Source organism: Streptomyces sp. NPDC055506 (assembly GCF_053643595.1).
Genome location: NZ_JBSHKH010000069.1, coordinates 1 through 16654 on the forward strand (window position 1 = coordinate 1; position 16654 = coordinate 16654).

At 70.9% G+C, this 16654-nt stretch carries 16 protein-coding genes and 1 tRNA gene; 7 read left to right on the forward strand and 10 right to left on the reverse strand.

Features of this window, described 5'->3' with window-relative positions:
• Both mmsA and ACWIF2_RS24500 read left to right on the forward strand, forming a co-directional pair.
• The coding region (gene mmsA, locus ACWIF2_RS24495) for a CoA-acylating methylmalonate-semialdehyde dehydrogenase (protein ID WP_454362757.1) at positions 1-1027 on the forward strand (1027 nt) is incomplete at its 5' end.
• 20 nt (positions 1028-1047) lie between these two features.
• Positions 1048-1833 carry a GntR family transcriptional regulator gene (locus ACWIF2_RS24500; RefSeq protein WP_454362758.1) on the forward strand — a complete coding sequence of 262 codons (786 nt, stop codon included), beginning with the start codon at positions 1048-1050 and terminating at the stop codon, positions 1831-1833.
• A 9-nt stretch (positions 1834-1842) separates the two neighbouring features.
• Here the strand turns inward: ACWIF2_RS24500 and ACWIF2_RS24505 are convergent, their stop codons facing one another.
• Positions 1843-2658 carry a DUF427 domain-containing protein gene (locus tag ACWIF2_RS24505; protein ID WP_454362760.1) on the reverse strand — a complete coding sequence of 272 codons (816 nt, stop codon included), beginning with the start codon at positions 2656-2658 and terminating at the stop codon, positions 1843-1845.
• A 130-nt stretch (positions 2659-2788) separates the two neighbouring features.
• Here ACWIF2_RS24505 and ACWIF2_RS24510 point away from each other — a divergent pair, with 130 nt between their 5' ends.
• Together ACWIF2_RS24510 and ACWIF2_RS24515 are read left to right on the forward strand one after the other, a co-directional pair.
• Positions 2789-4123 carry a PP2C family protein-serine/threonine phosphatase gene (locus ACWIF2_RS24510; protein ID WP_454362762.1) on the forward strand — a complete coding sequence of 445 codons (1335 nt, stop codon included), beginning with the start codon at positions 2789-2791 and terminating at the stop codon, positions 4121-4123.
• Between the two features lie 77 nt (positions 4124-4200).
• The gene (locus tag ACWIF2_RS24515; protein ID WP_454362764.1) at positions 4201-5199 is read left to right on the forward strand and encodes an MASE1 domain-containing protein; all 999 of its coding nucleotides are present in this window, start codon (positions 4201-4203) and stop codon (positions 5197-5199) included.
• A 69-nt stretch (positions 5200-5268) separates the two neighbouring features.
• On the opposite strand, the gene ACWIF2_RS24520 is transcribed toward ACWIF2_RS24515, so the two are convergent.
• The 7 genes from ACWIF2_RS24520 to ACWIF2_RS24550 all read right to left on the reverse strand — a co-directional run bounded on the left by ACWIF2_RS24520 (position 5269) and on the right by ACWIF2_RS24550 (position 12233).
• Positions 5269-6573, reverse strand: a complete 1305-nt coding sequence (locus ACWIF2_RS24520) for a DUF2087 domain-containing protein (protein ID WP_454362766.1) — start codon at positions 6571-6573, stop codon at positions 5269-5271.
• A 54-nt stretch (positions 6574-6627) separates the two neighbouring features.
• Complete coding sequence (locus tag ACWIF2_RS24525) at positions 6628-7065, reverse strand: hypothetical protein (RefSeq protein ID WP_454362767.1); 438 nt, start codon at positions 7063-7065, stop codon at positions 6628-6630.
• Between the two features lie 263 nt (positions 7066-7328).
• On the reverse strand, positions 7329-8648 hold the full coding sequence (locus ACWIF2_RS24530) for an MFS transporter (protein WP_454362769.1): 1320 nt from the start codon (positions 8646-8648) through the stop codon (positions 7329-7331).
• On the reverse strand, positions 8645-9439 hold the full coding sequence (locus tag ACWIF2_RS24535) for a hypothetical protein (protein WP_454362771.1): 795 nt from the start codon (positions 9437-9439) through the stop codon (positions 8645-8647). Before ACWIF2_RS24535 ends, ACWIF2_RS24530 begins: the two co-directional genes overlap by 4 nt.
• Positions 9440-9441: 2 nt before the next feature.
• Positions 9442-9918, reverse strand: a complete 477-nt coding sequence (locus ACWIF2_RS24540; protein ID WP_454362773.1) for a hypothetical protein — start codon at positions 9916-9918, stop codon at positions 9442-9444.
• A 63-nt stretch (positions 9919-9981) separates the two neighbouring features.
• Positions 9982-11487, reverse strand: a complete 1506-nt coding sequence (locus ACWIF2_RS24545) for a B12-binding domain-containing radical SAM protein (RefSeq protein WP_454362827.1) — start codon at positions 11485-11487, stop codon at positions 9982-9984.
• A gap of 672 nt (positions 11488-12159) precedes the next feature.
• A tRNA-Pro gene (locus ACWIF2_RS24550) sits at positions 12160-12233 on the reverse strand.
• A gap of 100 nt (positions 12234-12333) precedes the next feature.
• Here ACWIF2_RS24550 and ACWIF2_RS24555 point away from each other — a divergent pair.
• Genes ACWIF2_RS24555 through ACWIF2_RS24565 form a run of 3 tightly spaced genes read left to right on the forward strand, consistent with a single transcriptional unit; the run spans position 12334 to position 14557 of the window.
• Entirely contained in the window at positions 12334-12918 is a 585-nt protein-coding gene (locus ACWIF2_RS24555; protein ID WP_454362774.1) for a DUF309 domain-containing protein, read from the forward strand.
• Positions 12919-12967: 49 nt separating this feature from the next.
• Entirely contained in the window at positions 12968-13738 is a 771-nt protein-coding gene (gene cobF / locus ACWIF2_RS24560; RefSeq protein ID WP_454362776.1) for a precorrin-6A synthase (deacetylating), read from the forward strand.
• An 18-nt stretch (positions 13739-13756) separates the two neighbouring features.
• Entirely contained in the window at positions 13757-14557 is an 801-nt protein-coding gene (locus ACWIF2_RS24565) for an HAD-IIA family hydrolase (protein ID WP_454362778.1), read from the forward strand.
• Here the strand turns inward: ACWIF2_RS24565 and ACWIF2_RS24570 are convergent.
• Positions 14543-15316 carry a sulfite exporter TauE/SafE family protein gene (locus ACWIF2_RS24570; RefSeq protein ID WP_382486218.1) on the reverse strand — a complete coding sequence of 258 codons (774 nt, stop codon included), beginning with the start codon at positions 15314-15316 and terminating at the stop codon, positions 14543-14545. The genes ACWIF2_RS24565 and ACWIF2_RS24570 overlap by 15 nt on opposite strands.
• 73 nt (positions 15317-15389) lie before the next feature.
• The gene (locus tag ACWIF2_RS24575; RefSeq protein ID WP_454362780.1) at positions 15390-16577 is read right to left on the reverse strand and encodes a thiolase family protein; all 1188 of its coding nucleotides are present in this window, start codon (positions 16575-16577) and stop codon (positions 15390-15392) included.
• Positions 16578-16654 lie beyond the last annotated feature (77 nt).

Here is a 16654-nt window from a genome sequence, read left to right on the forward strand (position 1 = left end):
GATGTGGATGTTCCCGCTGGCCATCGCCTGCGGCAACACCTTCGTGCTGAAGCCGTCCGAGAAGGACCCGTCGGCCTCCTTCAGGCTGGCCGAACTCGCCACCGAGGCAGGGCTGCCGGAGGGCGTGCTGAACATCGTGCAGGGCGACAAGGTCGCGGTGGACCGCATCCTGGAGCACCCGGACGTCGAGGCGGTCTCCTTCGTCGGCTCGACCCCGATCGCCAAGTACATCCAGCTCAAGGCCGTCGAGCACGGCAAGCGCGTGCAGGCCCTCGGCGGAGCCAAGAACCACATGCTCGTCCTGCCCGACGCGGACCTGGACCTCGCCGCCGACCAGGCGATCAACGCGGCCTACGGCTCGGCCGGCGAGCGCTGCATGGCCGTGTCGGTCGTGGTCGCGGTCGGCGACATCGGTGACGACCTGGTCGGCCGGATCACCGAGCGGGCGAAGAACCTCCGCATCGGCCCCGGCAACGACCCGGCCTCCGAGATGGGGCCGCTGATCACCCGCGAGCACCGTGACAAGGTCGCCTCGTACGTGGCGAGCGCGGCCGAACAGGGCGCCGAGGTCGTCGTCGACGGCACCGGCTACTCGGTGGACGGGCACGAGAACGGCTTCTTCCTCGGCGTCTCGCTGCTGGACCGGGTGCCGCTGACGGCGGACGCGTACCGGGACGAGATCTTCGGCCCGGTGCTGGCCGTGGTGCGCGCGGAGACCTACGAAGAGGCCATCAAGCTGATCAACGACTCCCGCTGGGGCAACGGCACCGCGATCTTCACCCGGGACGGCGGCGCCGCCCGCCGCTTCCAGCTCGAGGTGAAGGCGGGCATGGTCGGCGTGAACGTGCCGATCCCGGTCCCGGTCGGCTACCACTCCTTCGGCGGCTGGAAGGACTCGCTCTTCGGCGACCTGCACATCTACGGCAACGACGGCATCGCCTTCTACACCCAGGGCAAGGTCATCACCACCCGCTGGCCGGACCCGTCCGACGGCGGTATCAACCTCGGCTTCCCGAGCAACTCCTGACACCCGGAGGGGGTTCATCCATGGCGAAGACCGGTGACCGGGCCCGCACCACGGCCGCCCCTGCGCATCGCTCACTGGACTTCGCCCTGGACCGGGGCAGTCCCGTGCCGCTGTATCACCAGCTCGCGCAGCAGCTGGAGGCCGCGATCGAGCACGGGGTCCTCATCCCGGGCAACCTCCTGGGCAACGAGGTCGACCTGTCGGTGCGTCTCGGTCTGTCCCGCCCCACCGTCCGCCAGGCCATCCAGTCCCTCGTCGACAAGGGGCTGCTGGTCCGGCGGCGCGGGGTGGGCACCCAGGTGGTGCACAGCCAGGTCAAGCGCCCGCTGGAGCTGAGCAGCCTCTACGACGACCTGGAGGAGGCCGGGCAGGGGCCGACGACCCAGGTCGTGCGCAACGAGGTCGTCCCGGCGTCCTGCGACGTCGCGGCCGCGCTCGGTGTCGCGGAGGGCAGCGAGGTCACGGCACTGGAACGGCTGCGCAGCACGCACGGCCAGCCGGTGGCCCTGCTGTGCAACTACCTGCCGTCCGCCCTGCTGGATCTCGACAGCGCCCGCCTGGAGTCGACGGGCCTGTACCGGATGATGCGCTCGGCGGGCATCACCCTGCACAGCGCCCGCCAGACCGTCGGCGCCCGCGCGGCCGACGCGCAGGAGGCCGCCCGGCTGGACGAGGAGGAGGGCGCGGCGCTGCTCACCATGCAGCGCACGGCGTACGACGACACCGGCCGTCCGGTCGAGTACGGCACGCACATCTACCGGGCGTCGCGCTACACGTTCGACTTCCAGTTGCTGGTGCGGCCGTGAGGGGACCGGTCACCTCTTGCGCAGCATCCGGCTGAACGGTGTGTCCGGGCGCTCCAGGCGCTCGTCGTCCAGCGTGATGTCGACGGCCTCGTTGAAGAAGGCGACGCGCCCCTGGACCGCGGCCACCGCGGGCAGCGGGGCGGCGTAGCTCCAGAGGATGTTGGGCGGCACATCGCCCTCGCCGCGCCAGGACCAGTACTCGGCGGTGCCCTTGTAGGGGCAGCCGGTGCTGTGGTCGGTGGCGTCGAACAGGTCGAGGCGGACGTCCTCGCGGGGGAGGTAGTAACGGGTCGGCAGGGAGGTCTCGAAGAGCAGGACGGGGTCCCGGGTGTCCGCGACGACCTGCCCTTCGATCTCCACCCGGACATGGCGGCTGCTCGGCAGCGCGTCCACGCGTTTGTGCGGGTCACGGGGGTGGATGAAGATCTCCTCGTCCTCCTCGTACCAGTGGTCGAGGCCCGTGTCGGTGCGCAGGAACCACTCGAAGGCGATGTGACCGGCCAGGTCGTCGGCGGGGAACGTCCAGGCCGCGTTGGAGCGCACCTCGCCCTCCGCGTCGAGGTCGTAGAAGATCCGGGAGCCGGTGTGCTTGCCGGTGGGCGGGTTCTTCGCCGGGCGGAGCAGGTCGGTGCGGACGTCCGCGCGCGGGAAGACGTACTGCGGCACGGGCAGGTGCGGCTCCCAGACGAGCACGGGGTGCCGGCTGTCGACGACGGTGACGTCGCCCTTGCGGCCGCGCACCCAGCGGTCGCTGGGCTCCCACATGAGGCCTTCGGGGGTGGTCCTGATCGTCGGGGCGGGAGTGTGCGCCGGGCGGATGGTCATGGCCGGTGCTCCTTCCGGAGGTCCGGGTGTCCGGTTCCTACCACGGTCCCACGGTCCCGGCGCCCGGGGTCGGGCCGGGCGGACCGCACTAAGCTGTAGGGACCGTACTCCAGGCCACGAGGCGCTCGTGATGGCAGGAGAGAGGCGAGGGCAGCATCCCAGGCAGCCGCAGCTGCCCGACCTGCATGTGCGCCTGCGTACCGAGCTGAGCCGGATCGACGAGCAGCTGCGCGCCCTGCTGGACGCCATGGACCGGATGCAGGGCCTGCTGGACGCGGTGGTCGCCATCAGCCGGGAGATGGAGCTGACCGCGGTGCTGCACCGCATCGTGACCACCGCCATGGACCTGGTCGGTGCCCGTTACGGCGCGCTGGGCGTGCTCAACGCGTCCGGCGAGCGCCTGGAGGAGTTCATCACCGCCGGTCTGTCCGAGCGGGAACTCGACGACCTGGCCGACACCGAGCTGCCTCGCGGCCTGGGCGTCCTCGGCCACCTGATCAGCCACCCCGAACCCCATCGCATCGACGACATCCTGGCCCATCCGTCCTCCGTCGGCTTCCCGCCCGGCCATCCGCGTCTGCGTACCCTGCTCGGCGTCGCCATCAGCGTCCGCGGTGAGATCTACGGCGATCTGTACCTCGCCGAGCGGAGTGACGGACAGCCCTTCGACGTCCAGGACGAGAACGTCGTCACCGCCCTGGCCAGCGCCGCCGGCATCGCCATCGAGAACGTCCGCCTCTTCGAACAGGTGCGGGTCGGAGCCGAGCAGTTCCAGCGGCTCCTGCTGCCCGCGCTGCCCGACCTGCGCCCCTTCAGCGCCGCCGCCGTCTACCGGCCGGCCACCGAGCCCAGCGAGCTCGGAGGGGACTGGTACGACGCGATCCCGCTGTCCGGCGACATCGTGGCGGTCGTCATCGGTGACGTGGTCGGCCACGATCTGAAGGCGGCGGCCGCCATGGCGTCCACCCGCAACATGCTGCGGGCCCTGCTGTTCGACCGGGGCAGTACGCCGGGCGCGCTCCTGGCCCGGCTCGACCGCACCCTCCAGGCCATCACGACCAACCCCGTCACCACCACCGCCCTGGCCCGCATCGAACCGGAGGGACCGGGCTGGCGCATCCACTGGAGCACCGCGGGCCATGTCCCGCCCCTGCTGATCACCCCCGGCGGACAACCGGAGTACCTGACCGCCGAGCCCGGACTGCCCCTCGGCGTCGACCTGGAGGAACCACGCCCCGACCACTCCCGGTTCCTCCCCCCGGACGCCACCGTCGTCTTCTTCACCGACGGGCTGATCGAACATCCCGCCCACCCCATCGACGAGAGCCTGGACGAGCTCTCCGGGCTCGCCATCGCCCATGCGCACCGGCCCCTGCACGAGTTCGTGCGGGCCCTGGCCGATGACCACCCGAGCGACGGTCACGACGACATGGCCGTCCTGGCGCTGCGCACCCCGCCCGCCTGACGTGGCGTGGAGGTTCGGATGGATCCGGCGGATGATGGTCGAAGGGCTGTCGGGGGGCGTCGATGCGGAGGTCCCCGATGAGTGTCGCGCGGCTTGCCGGGGCCCGGCGCGGCGGCGCGGTCGCCCTGGAGATCTGCGTCGTCGCCGCGCTGTACTGGGGCTCGGCCGAGATCGGACTGCTCCAGCAACAGGTACGGGGCCAGGTCACCCCGATGTGGCCGCCGAGCGGTATCGCGCTGGCCAGTCTGCTCCTGCGCGGGCCGCGGGTCTGGCCGGGGATCGCGCTCGGGGCGTTCCTGGTCAACATCTCACTGGGGCCGTCGTTCCTGGCCGTACTCGCGATCGCGGCGGGCAACACGCTCGCGCCTGTCTGCTCGTACGCCCTGCTCCGCCGTGCCCGGTTCCGCGGGGAGATGAACCGCCTGCGGGACGCCCTCGCCCTGATCTTTCTCGGCGCGTTCACCGGCATGCTGGTCAGCGCCACGGTGGGCACCGGGACACTGATCCTCACCGGTGTGCTGGACACCGGCGACTTCTGGCCGACGTGGTCGGTCTGGTGGACCGGCGACGCTGTGGGTGTCCTGGCGGTCACACCGGTCGTGCTCCTGCTCCGCTCGGCGCGATGGCCCAGGGCCGCTCCGCCGTCCCGGTGGGCGGAGGGGGTCCTGCTCCTGGCCGCCACGGTCTGCATCGGCTTCGTCGAGACCAGCACCACGCCGCTGCTGTTCCTCGGCTTCCCGCTGCTGGTCTGGGCGGCCTTCCGCTTCGGGCTGGCCGGGGCCGCGCCCTGCGCCCTCGCCGTGTCGACCTTCGCGATCATCGCGGCCGCGCAGAAAACGGGCCCGTTCGCCGGTCATGACCTCTTCACCAACATGATCACCCTGCAGGCGTTCAACGGTTCCGTCTCGCTGACCGCCCTCCTGCTCGGAGCGGCGGTCAACGAACGCGCCCAGACCGAGCGGGAGATCGCGCTGGCGTGCGGACAGCTCGCCGAGATGGTCACGAGAATCGCCGCCAGCGACCGCCGCCCCGCCCTGGACCCCGAAATGACGAAGGGCCCCGCCCCACCGAAGTGAAGCAAGGCCCTGCCCCTGGGAGAACGCCGTAACGGTGCCGGTCCCGAGCGGGAACACCGCCCCTCAGCTTCACCTGGGCGGCCGCCAGTACTGCCCCTCGGCTCGCACGAGCAGATGCTCCTCCACCAGATACCGGCGCAGCGCGGCCACGTCCGGATGGATTCCACGCAGGACTTCGTTGACTTCGGCTTCCGGGTAACGCCGTTGTGGTTCGAAGAGCGGTACCAGCCCTTCCAGGAACAACCTGCGCTTGCTCTGCTTCGAGGGGATGGAGGCCTGCGGCCGTGGTCTCGGACGGCGAGGCGCCGCGTGCCGCCATACGTCGTTGACAGCGGACCAGAGCTTTTCCTCGCGCGCGACCAATCCCGCCTGTTCCAGCGCGGCGAGGGACTTGGCACAGCGCCCGGGAGTCACCCTGAGACGCTCTGCGATCCCCTGGGTGGTATCGGCTTGGAGGACTACGGCGCTGTAGACGGTGCGCCGGGTGTCGTCAGCCAGTACAGCGAGGATCCCACTCGCGGCGTCTGTCGTGTCGGCTGCCGCCCGTGCAGGCACTGAGCCCAGCCGGGGAGCCCGGGCGGAGTCGGTCTCGCCCAGGGCCCGCAGTTCCTCGTGGAACGGGACGCCCCGGTCACGCTCCTCCCTACCGTGTTTGCGCAACAGGAGCAGGCCCGTCTGACGGTGCTTGTGGGGTTCACCCAGTGCGAGCACGTCGAATCCACCGGTCGGCACGGCGGCCTGGCGGCGTAGTTCCTGCAGGAGCGGTGTGGGGACGACCCGGCACGCCACCCGGCCGTGGCCCTGCCCGGAGTCCGTCTCGACCGTCGTGGCCAGGTGGGGCTCGTGCAGTACGACCGTGCCGCCAGGCGCCACACGAGGCCAGAGCGACGTGAGGAACCTGGCGTCGTCGGCCTGTGTGCCGGCGTCCAGCCAGACCAGGTCCAACGGTCCCCAGCTGTCGAGCTCATGGTCTGCCAGGTGGAAGAAGTCCCGCTCGATGAAGGTGAGCATGCCGTCGAGGCCGAGCGAACACGCTGCCTCCCGCACCTGATGCGCGGACGTGCCGGGTACGGAGAGGTCGTCGACGACGAGGAGTCTCGGTGCGTAGTCGTCGAGTACGGCACGCGGGCGCAGGACCGACGCTCGTTCGTCCGCCGTGACCTCTCCACGGACGATTCGCCGGTCCTCGGCGGCCTCCTCAAGGGCGTCGTGCAGCCCGAGGAGCAGGTGCAGTGTCGAAGAACCGGCCCCCACCTCGACCACGGTGCGCGGACGCAGCATCCTGGCCAGCACGCGCAGCGCGGGGCCTGCGTTCTCGGTTCCCATACCGGGGCGTTTAAGAGCGCTCAGCGCCTCGCCGACCGGATCGTGCATGGATCGTCCTTCCTTTTCGGCTGTTCTCTCTTCAGCCGTTACGCTGTCCGTGTATCAGCTCCGGACAGCCCGGAGCATGCCGGCGGTCATCAGTTGGTCCGCCGCATCACGCAGCTTCGCGGGAAGCCGGTCGATGGCGACCCCGTCCTCGTGCCCTGCCCACCGCCACAGCTGGAGAACGGCCGCGCCGACCTTGAGGCAGTTGCCCGTCGCGGTGTGGGCGAGGACATGCACACCGGATTCCGGCTCCACAACCGACACCCAAGCCTCCTGGACCAACACCCGTGCGCTCTCCGGTGCCTGCTGGGCCGTGGGCAAGGTGTCGCCGCTCACCAGGCCGCAGCGCATCATGCCCACCAGGAGGTGGTCGGCGACTCCTTCCGTCTGTCCCCATGCCTGGCGGACGTCGGCCACCGAAGTGCCGTGCAGCAGTAGCTCACCGACCGGCTCGGGTACCTCGGCGAAGGCCGGGGGATCCGTACCGAACAGCACCGCGACGGGCCCTCCCTCGTGCAGGAAGGGGACGGGCGTGTTCTGGAGCCGGATTCCGGACGGCAGGCAAAGCCTGCTATCGGGAGAAAGACGGCGGGGCCAGGTGGCACGGTCGACTGCCCGGGGGCCCGGCGGTGGAGTCAGTCTGACCACGGCCTCGTCCTGCCGCTCCGACCAGGCGAGTTCCCAGGCGAGTGGTAGTGAGGCCCCTGTCTGTGCGCAGAACCGAGGGAGGACCGGGTCGAGCTCCGTGCCTCGGCTGCTCACGGCGTGCCGCCCTGCGATACCTGCCCGGCGGCCACCGACACGTCCTCCTCCGGCACCGGAGCAGGGGCCACGGCGCGCGTGCGAAGCCAGCCGATCGAGCCGGCCAGGAATGCGACCGCCCCTCCGGTGAGGATGCCCCAACGGGCCCAGTCGGCAGGAGCGAGCCCTGCCAGGGCGAAGCCCACAGCCACCGAGGTCTGCAGCGTGGCTCCGTACGCGGCGCCGACACGGCCTCGCACGTCCTGGGGGCAGTCGGCCATGACATGCGTGCGGAGCGCCACGTTCTGCACGGCGTTGGCCATGCCACCGCACAGGAAGGCCGCCAGCATCAGCGGCACCACAGGGAAGGCGCCGGCCCCGAGATAGCTGAGTCCGATGATCGCCGCGGCTCCGACGGCGACGACGGCGGTAGGCCGATGACGGAGCCTGCCTCGTAGGGCGAACGGCCCCAGCACCAGACCTACGCTCCAGGTGGCCAGCAGCACGCCGTAGACAGCGGTGCCCCCAGGGATGTCGTCCGCGAAGAAGGGCAGCAGCACGTTGACGACCGAGGTCGCCGCGACGGTGACCACGATCGTGGCGAGCGTGGTCCGGCGCTGTGCCCCCGCCCAGAGAAGGGCCAGCCCGACCCGCAGGCCTCCCCCGGTCTTCCCGGGGGTCTGCGGTCCGCCTGTGACCGCTTCGGCCGTTCCGGCGCCAGGAGCCTCGGCCGGGCCGACTGTCCCCGCACGTTCCCGGGCCGCCGTGACCAGCCAGCGGCTGATCACCGGTACGGCCAGCAGGGCGAAGGCGAAGGTACCCGCATCGACCGCCAGTGCCAGCCCGGTACCGCCGTGCGCCGTCAGCAGGCCGACCAGCAGCGGGCCGATGATGTAGCCGGCGTTCCTCACCGACTCCATGAGGCTGTTCACCCGCAGCTGGGCGTCCGAGGCCGGAAACAGGTGCGGCACGAGTGCCATCACGCAGGTCTGGGCGACAGCTCCCAAGGCACCCAGCAGCAGCATCGTCGCGATGAGCAGCACCGCGCCGTCCGCGACCGCGGCGGCGGCCGCTGCGATCAGGCACTCCAGGGCCAGGGTCACGCCCAAGACCGCGTCCGCGCGAAATCGGTCGACGATCCGTCCGATGACGCCGCCCAGGGCGATGCCGGGAACCAGGCCGGCGAGCATCTGGGCCGACACCACGGATGTCAGCCCCGTGCGGTCGGCGCCTCGCAGGGCCAGCGCCACCATGGCTACCTCGTCACCCACCGTACTTACGAGCAGAGCGGCGATCACCATGAGTGTCGCCGCCCTGCCCTGCCGCAGGGATGTCACCGGAGGGACTCCATCTGGTGTGCGGGAGCGGGGACGGCGGCCTCCACGTCGATGGCCCGCCAGGTCCACAGCCGCAACAGCACGGCGTGAAGGAGGGGGACGGCCGCGCTGTCCGCCCGGCGCTCCCACTCCGCAAGGTCGAGCGTGTCTCCCGCGATCAGGGCGGTCACCGCTGCCTCGACCTGCGGGTGACCGGCGACTTTCAGGGTGTGCCCCTGCGTGGCGACGGCGCGGCGGCCATCGGTGAGCAGCCGCTGCCGCACCAGGACGTCTTCGTGTGTCCGGACTTGGGCACCGCGCGGAACGGCAACGGGGGGTCCGGCAGGCCTGCCTATATCCAGTCCACCGGACGTCACCGAACGCATGTGGTGCTCCCAGACGACGTCCTCGACCTCGCCGGCGGACAGTTCCGTCAGAGCCGCGAGCGTGGCCACCGCTGCGGCCGGAATGCCGTCCGAGGCATGCGCGCGGGCGTCGGCCTCGTAGGCGCGTGTCCGTGCGAGCAGGCCACCGACGGCATTGACGACGAGGGCGGACGGATCGCTCTTGGTGAAGAAGGCGATGTTGACGTTGACGGCCACGGCGTCTGGAGACTCGCCCACATGCCGTTGCTCAGAGGGGAAGTAGGTCAACGCACCGGGCACGCCGACCAGCACGTCGGCCGAGTCACGAGCCGCAGCGTAGTCGGCGGTGTGCTGAGGAACCTGCCCGGCCCGCTCCGGCGGCCACGTGAGGAGGATCTTGCGACCACGCAAAGTGAAACCGAAGTTCCCGGCGTGGTCGACGTGCACGCCTACGTTGGTGGAGGTGTACCGGCCGATAAACGTGTCCATGTCCACGCGACCGGCGACCCGTGTGCCCGTGTAGCGGTAGACGTCGTCGACAGGCGCTTGGCCCGGTCCCACAGCGGCGCGTCGACCGCGTGCAGGCCGGACACGGCGACGCTCCATTCGTGATCTCGCATCCGCTCGTCGACCCGAGCGGTGTAGTCGTCCAGCGAACGGTCCTCAGGCAGGGGGAGGAAGGGCCGTGTATCGATCGGCTGTGTCCGGCCGTCCACCGTCACCACGACCTTGGGAAGCCCCGACACCTTGGGACGGTTGGCTTTGTCGCCGGCCAGAACCAGGGCTCGAAGCAGTTCGTCGTCACCGATGTCCAGCTGAACGGGAGCGGCGGGAAGGGACAGCGGCCGCTTCTCCCAGTGACAGGAGGCGAACTCCTGCCAGAAGCCGTCCGTTTCGGCGCCTGACAGAGTGACCGGGTGAGGCACGGGGGAACTCCTGTACTCGGGCCGCGGCGTGCGGCGATTCGACGGTGGACTCGGGTGGGCCCGTCAGTGAACGCGCTGCGCCACAGCGGTCGGGAGGGGCATCCCGAGAATCTCCGGGTGGAGGGCGGCCACGGCGATCACATGATGCCTGATCAAATCCTGCAGGAGCGACTGCAGTTGCTGTTCCCGCAGCCGTGATCGGGCCGCCAGTTCCGAAGCCGTCGCGCCCTCGGCCGAGAGCAACCACAGGAGTCGGCCGGCCGCGGAGACCCTGACACGGTTCCCCGTCTCCGGAGAGGTGAGCAGGCAGCTGCCGTCGGCCCGGCTGTCTGCCACCTCGTGGAGGTGAGCGGCGTACCACAGTGGGCGACACACGCCGGAAGCGCCGGCCGGTTCAAGAGTGATGGCCCCGTGGGCGGCGAGCCGCAGAAGTGTGGTCGCGGCCAGTCCGGCGGAGGCGAAGTCGGCCCACAGATCCGCCACCGCGTGGCACCGCCCATCGAGCAACGGATGCCACTCCCGCGGTACCGACAGCAGGGCATCACCCGACGGCACGTGCAGCAGGATGCCCCTCCCGGTGACCGACGTCCGAGCACTCACACCATCCGCGAGCCGCACCATGGTCCCAGAGTCCACATCGGGGCACAGGGCAGCAGGCGCGGTCACCCGTCGGGTCGGCAGCTCCGCCTCAGCCATCGCCCACAGGAACGACCACTCCTCCGCGTCCCCGATCCAGGTCCCCTGGTGGAACGCGGTTCCCGCGACCGCACCCGGTCCACTGGAGGTGAGTCGAACGGCATCCTCCTGCGTAAGTCCCTCGGCGACCGTGTAGTCGAGGTCGAACGCCAGGTCTTCGCCCTCGCCGGGTGGAATCAACTCGGCGCCGAAAAGATCGGGACGCTCACCGACTGGGGAGAGCACGTCAAGAATGAAGGGTCCGTTGGCGGCCGTGGAGTACGGCACGCCGAACTCCTCTGTAGAGCGGCGGAGTGTCTCCGCAGCGAACTCCTGTGTGCGCAGGGCCTCTTCCTCCGTCTCTCCTGGAAACCCGGTCATGCAGAAGAGGTGGACAGGCACCTTGTTCCCCAGGAGAGCCTGGAGCGACGGCTCGATGTCAGCGACTTTGGTGCCCTTGCGCATCAGGTCCAGAACGCGCTGGTTGTACGACTCGAGGCCGAGGTCGAGACGTCGGCACCCGGAGTCTCGCAGTGCCTTGGCCAGTTCTGCGTCGAGGCCCTTGCTGAACCGGGTCTCCCCGTACCAGGAGAACCTGTGCCCTCCGTCGATCAGTTGCCGTGAAACCCCGCGCAGCGACGTGAGCGTCATGATTTCATCGACGAACATGAAGGTGTCGCTGCCGTGCTTGGCCGCGAGAGCGGCCATGTCGTGGACGACCTGGTCGGCTCGGCGGATTCGGAACTTGTTGCTGGCGAACGGGATCGAGCAGAAGGCGCAGTCCCAAGCGCAGCTCCGTGAGGCCTGAAGCGGCAGGACGGGTCCGGGCGCGAAGTATGAGTCGAGCGGCAGACCGTCGAAGTCCGGCGTGGGCAGATCGGAGACGTCGACCATGGCTGCCGGGGTACGCAGAAGCCCGCCGCGGCCGTCGCGCTCCAGCAGCCCCGGGACGGCCCTGTCATCGGCACCCGTGATCCGGTCGCACAGCGCGGGCAGCGTGTCCTCACCTTCGTAGGACACAAAAGAGTCATAACACGCATTCCCGGATGAGACAGTGCCTCACCGGGATGCAGGCAGACCGGTGTTCCCGTCGGAGCCGTCTTCGGCCTTGCTCAGGCGAGCGATTGTGTGTGACAGACCGAGCGGGACTTCGCGTTGTCTGTCGCCGCTCCGGAGTGGGCGTCGCCGTCCCGGACGCCGTGGACGCGACCCGCAAGCCGGCTGCTCTTCGGGGCGGGACCGGCTATCAGATGCGAGCCGCCCTGGGGATCGCGGGGTCCCGGGGCCGTGGGTCGGCGCCATCGGCGCCCCAAACACCCGCACCCGGCCCCGCGCCGGCAAGTGCGCAGGACCTGAGCGGGGTCCCCCCGGTGAGGAGGCGGCTCCCGAGGGTTCGACGGCTTCGTCCACCAGACGGCCGTCTTCGGCCACGCGCGACGCATTCACTCGACGGCGTCGATGACACCAGCGATGCGGTGATACCTCTCCCCCAGCGGTTCCCGAGAATGATTTAGGGGCCGCATCAGATCTCCTCTGAAGCGGCCCCTGACCTGCGGATTCGCAAAGTCGGGACGACAGGATTTGAACCTGCGACCCCTTGACCCCCAGTCAAGTGCGCTACCAAGCTGCGCCACGTCCCGATGCGCGCCCACTCGCGGTGAAACCGCGTGATCGCGCGAACAGCACCTTACCCCACACCCCAGGCCGCGCCGAAAACGGCCCGGGCGGGACAATCGGCGTATGGGCAGCACAGACAGCAGGGGAAGCACGGGAGACACCGGAGACACAGGAGCCCCGGGGAGCGCCTCCGTGGAGCGGTCGGGCGACGCCCGGGACCGCGACAGCGAGGGGCGGGCGCGCAACGCCCGGCCCCGGGACGGTCTCGGGCGGCCCCTGCCGTACGGCGCGGACGGCGTGGCCCGGCAGCCCGAGGGCGTGGTCCGCACGCCGGAGGAGACCGTCGCCGAGGCGCAGCGGCTGCTGGACGAGGGCAAGCCGTTCCACGCGCACGAGGTCTTCGAGGACGCCTGGAAGTCGGGCCCCGACGCGGAGCGGGAGCTGTGGCGCGGTCTCGCCCAGCTCGCCGTGGGCCTCACCCACGCCGCCCGCGGCAACCTCACGGGCGGGGCACGGCTGCTGCGCCGCGGGGCGGGCGCGACCGAGACCTGGGCCTCCGGCTCCGGGCAGCCGCTGCCGCACGGCGTCGACCTCGAGGCCGTGGCCACATGGGCCCGGGAACTGGCCGAGGCAGTGGAACGCGACGGCCGCGCCGTGGACGCGGGAGCTCGGGCGCCCCGGCTACGGGGAGCGGGGGCGGGGAGCTGACCCGGGGCACGGTGCTGGTGCCGGCACTGGTGTGCGGCAGACTCGGGGTGTGCGAAGGATTCATGTCATCGGTATCGGCGCGGGCGACCCCGAGCAGCTGACCCTGCAGGCGGTCAGGGCGCTGCGGAGCACGGACGTGTTCTTCGTCCTGGACAAGGGCGAGGTGAAGGCGGACCTCACCCGGCTGCGCCGGGACATGCTCGGCACGCACCTCCCGCAGGGGACGTACCGCGTCGTCGAGGCGCGTGACCCGGAGCGGGACCGGACCGCCGACGGCGCGGCCTACTCCCCCGCCGTCGGGGACTGGCGCAGCGCCCGCGCCGGCATCTACGAGCGGCTGATCGCGGAGGAACTCGGCGAGGAGGAGACCGGCGCGTTCCTGGTGTGGGGAGACCCCTCGCTGTACGACAGCACGCTGGGGATCCTGGAGGAGGTGCTGGAGCGCGACGCGGTGACGTTCGAGTACGACGTGATCCCCGGCGTCAGCAGCGTCTCGGCGCTCGTCGCCCGGCACCGGACGGGGCTCAACCGCGTCGCGCAGCCCGTGCAGATCACCACCGGGCGGCGGCTCGCCGAGGGCTTCCCGGAGGGCGTGGACGACGTGGTGGTGATGCTCGACGCCCACCAGACCTTCCGGCGGTACGCGCAGGAGGACGTCGACATCTACTGGGGCGCCTATATCGGCACTCCGGACGAGATTCTCGTCTCCGGCCCGATCGCCGAGGCCGGGCCCCGCATCGAGCGGTTGCGTGCCGAGGCCCGTGAGCGCAAGGGCTGGATCATGGACACCTATCTGCTGCGCAGGCGCCCCCGGGGCTGACCCGGCTATCGTCCGGACATGGAGTCCGTGCGTGCCGTGCTGATCGACATCGACGGGGTGCTCACCGTGTCGTGGCGGCCCTTGCCCGGGGCCGTGGAGGCGTTGCGGGAGATCAGGGACGCCGGGCTCGCCGTGCTGCTGGTCACGAACACGACCTCCCGTACCCGGGCCTCGATCGCCGGGACACTGGCGGACGCGGGGTTCCCGGTGTCCGCCGAGGACATCCTGACCGCCCCCGCGGCCACCGCGGCGTATCTCGCCGAGCACTGTCCCGGCGCCCGGTGCGCCCTGCTGAACAGCGGCGACATCGAGGAGGACCTCGACGGTGTGACCCTCGTGGACGCGGCGGACACCGGGACCGTGCCGGATGTCGTGCTGGTCGGCGGGGCCGGTCCCGAGTTCGGCTGGGCGGCGCTGGACCGGGCCTTCGGGCATCTGCAGCGCGGGGCCCGGCTGGTGGCGATGCACCGCAACCTGTACTGGCGTACGGACGAGGGGCTGCGGCTGGATGCCGGTGCGTTCCTGGCCGGTCTCGAGCGGGCCGCCAGGGTGGAGGCCGAGATCACCGGCAAGCCGGCGCGGGCGTTCTTCGAGGCGGCGCTCGCCCGGGTGGGCGCCGGTGCGGGCGAGGCCGTGATGGTGGGCGACGACGTGGAGTCCGATGTGCTCGCGGCGCAGCGGGCCGGTGTCACCGGGGTTCTCGTGCGCACCGGCAAGTTCCAGCCGGAGGCGCTCCGGGCCGCCGACGGAACGCCCGACCACGTGATCGACTCCTTCGCGGACCTGCCCGGGCTGCTGCGGGGGTCAGCGCAGCAGTAGTTGCAGGCCGCCCACGACGGTCGCCGCGATGACCAGCTGCTCGAACAGCCGCTGGTTGATCTTGTTCACCGCCCACTTGCCGAAAAGGGCGCCGGGCACGACGAAGACCACGAGCGCCAGGTCCAGGAGCAGCGAGCGGCCGTCGATCAGGCCGAGTCCGGCGCTGAAGGGCAGCTTGGAGACGTTGACGATCAGGAAGAAGAAGGCCGACGTGCCGAGGAAGCCGAGCTTGCGGAAGCCCGCGGAGAGCAGGTACATCGACATCACCGGGCCGCCCGCGTTGGCGACCATGGTGGTGAAGCCGCCGAGCACGCCGTAGGAGCGGGCTTTGACCCGGCCGGCCCGGCTGGTGACCGAGTCCGGCTGCTGCTCCGCGTCCGCGGTGCGCCGGCGCCACACCGTCACGGCCGCCATCAGCAGCAGGATCGCGCCGATCGAGGTCCGTACGATCGCGTCGTCCGCCCACATCAGGAACACCGTGCCGACGACGACGCCGGCGGCGACCGCCGGGAACAGCCGCCACAGGGTGGGCCAGTGGGCGTGCCGCCGGTAGGTGGCGACGGCCAGCAGGTCCCCGGCGATCAGGACCGGCAGCAGGACGCCGGTGGAGGCGCGGGCGGGCAGCACCGCGGCGAAGATGGCGAGGCTGACCGTGTTGGCCCCGCTCACGGCGGTCTTCGAGAAACCGACGAGGAGGGCCGCGAAGGCGAGTGCGGCGAACTCCCAGCCGGTGATGTTCCAGAGCGTCATCGTGTTCATGCGGACACTGATGCTATGTGCATCGAACGGGGCGCCACAGTGCCGTCTCGCCTGGTGGTTGCGGGCCCCGGTACTACGCCCGTTCTACGAGAAGCGCGCTTCCCTGGCCGACTCCCACACACATCGTCGCCAGCCCCCGCCCCGCCCCCGTACGGCGCATCCGGTGGAGCAGCGTCGTCAGGATGCGGGCGCCCGAGCAGCCCAGGGGGTGGCCGAGGGCGATGGCGCCGCCGCTCGGGTTGACCAGGTCGGGGTCGATGCCGAGCTGGTCCACGCAGGCCAGGGCCTGGGCCGCGAAGGCCTCGTTGAACTCGGCCTCCTCCAGGTCGCCGACGCTCCAGCCGGCGCGGGTCAGGGCCTTGCGGGTGGCGGGGACCGGGCCGATGCCCATGACGTCTGGGTGGACACCTGCGGAGGCGCCGGCGACGTAGCGGCCCAGGGACCGCAGGCCCAGCTCGTTCAGGGCCTCCTCGCTGACCAGGAGGAGACCGGCGGCGCCGTCGTTCATCGGGGAGGCGTTGCCCGCGGTGACCGTGCCGCCGTTCCGGAAGACCGGCTTCAGCCGGGACAGCTTCTCGTACGAGGTGTCCTCGCGGACGCACTCGTCGGTGTCGACGACCACGCCGTCGGGGCGTTCCACGGGCAGGAGTTCGTCGTCGAAGTGGCCGTCCTTGCGGGCGAGGGCGGCCCGTTGGTGGCTGCGCAGGGCGAAGTCGTCCTGGCGTTCGCGCCCGATGCCGTACCGCGCGGCGACCTCCTCCGCCGTCTCGCCCATGGACAGCAGGCCGTGCAGGTCCCGCATCGCGGGGTTGACCAGGCGCCAGCCGAGGCGGGTGTCGACGGTCTCGATGCGGTGGGGCAGGGCCTCGTCGGGGCGGGGCAGGACGAAGGGGGCGCGGCTCATCGACTCGGAGCCGCCCGCGATCACGATGTCGGCCTCGCCTGCGGCGATGGTGCGGGCGGCCGTGGTCACGGCCTCCAGACCGGAGGCGCAGAGCCGGTTGACCGTGGCGCCGGGGACGGACTCGGGGAGGCCGGCGAGCAGGGCGGCCATGCGGGCGACGTTGCGGTTGTCCTCGCCGGCCTGGTTGGCGGCGCCCCAGTAGACGTCGTCGACACGGGCCGGATCCAGCGCGGGCACGTCGCCGACCAGCGTGCGGATCACGGTCGCGGCGAGGTCGTCGGGCCGTACCGCGGAGAGGGATCCCCTGAGCTTGCCGATGGGGGTGCGGCGGGCGGCCGCGAAGTGGACGGGACGCACGAGAGGCTCCTCACACCGCACATTAATTAGCACTGCTAGTTTCGGACTATAGCGCCTCGATCGGCCGGCGTCACGGG

Coding starts and splice junctions, on each gene's coding strand:
- ACWIF2_RS24565 (WP_454362778.1), top strand. CDS start 13,757: ATGGAGTCCGTGCGTGCCGTGCTGATCGACATCGACGGGGTGCTCACC.
- ACWIF2_RS24515 (WP_454362764.1), top strand. CDS start 4,201: ATGAGTGTCGCGCGGCTTGCCGGGGCCCGGCGCGGCGGCGCGGTCGCC.
- ACWIF2_RS24500 (WP_454362758.1), top strand. CDS start 1,048: ATGGCGAAGACCGGTGACCGGGCCCGCACCACGGCCGCCCCTGCGCAT.
- ACWIF2_RS24545 (WP_454362827.1), bottom strand. CDS start 11,487: ATGGTCGACGTCTCCGATCTGCCCACGCCGGACTTCGACGGTCTGCCG.
- ACWIF2_RS24505 (WP_454362760.1), bottom strand. CDS start 2,658: ATGACCATCCGCCCGGCGCACACTCCCGCCCCGACGATCAGGACCACC.
- ACWIF2_RS24520 (WP_454362766.1), bottom strand. CDS start 6,573: ATGCACGATCCGGTCGGCGAGGCGCTGAGCGCTCTTAAACGCCCCGGT.
- ACWIF2_RS24570 (WP_382486218.1), bottom strand. CDS start 15,316: ATGAACACGATGACGCTCTGGAACATCACCGGCTGGGAGTTCGCCGCA.
- ACWIF2_RS24510 (WP_454362762.1), top strand. CDS start 2,789: ATGGCAGGAGAGAGGCGAGGGCAGCATCCCAGGCAGCCGCAGCTGCCC.
- ACWIF2_RS24555 (WP_454362774.1), top strand. CDS start 12,334: ATGGGCAGCACAGACAGCAGGGGAAGCACGGGAGACACCGGAGACACA.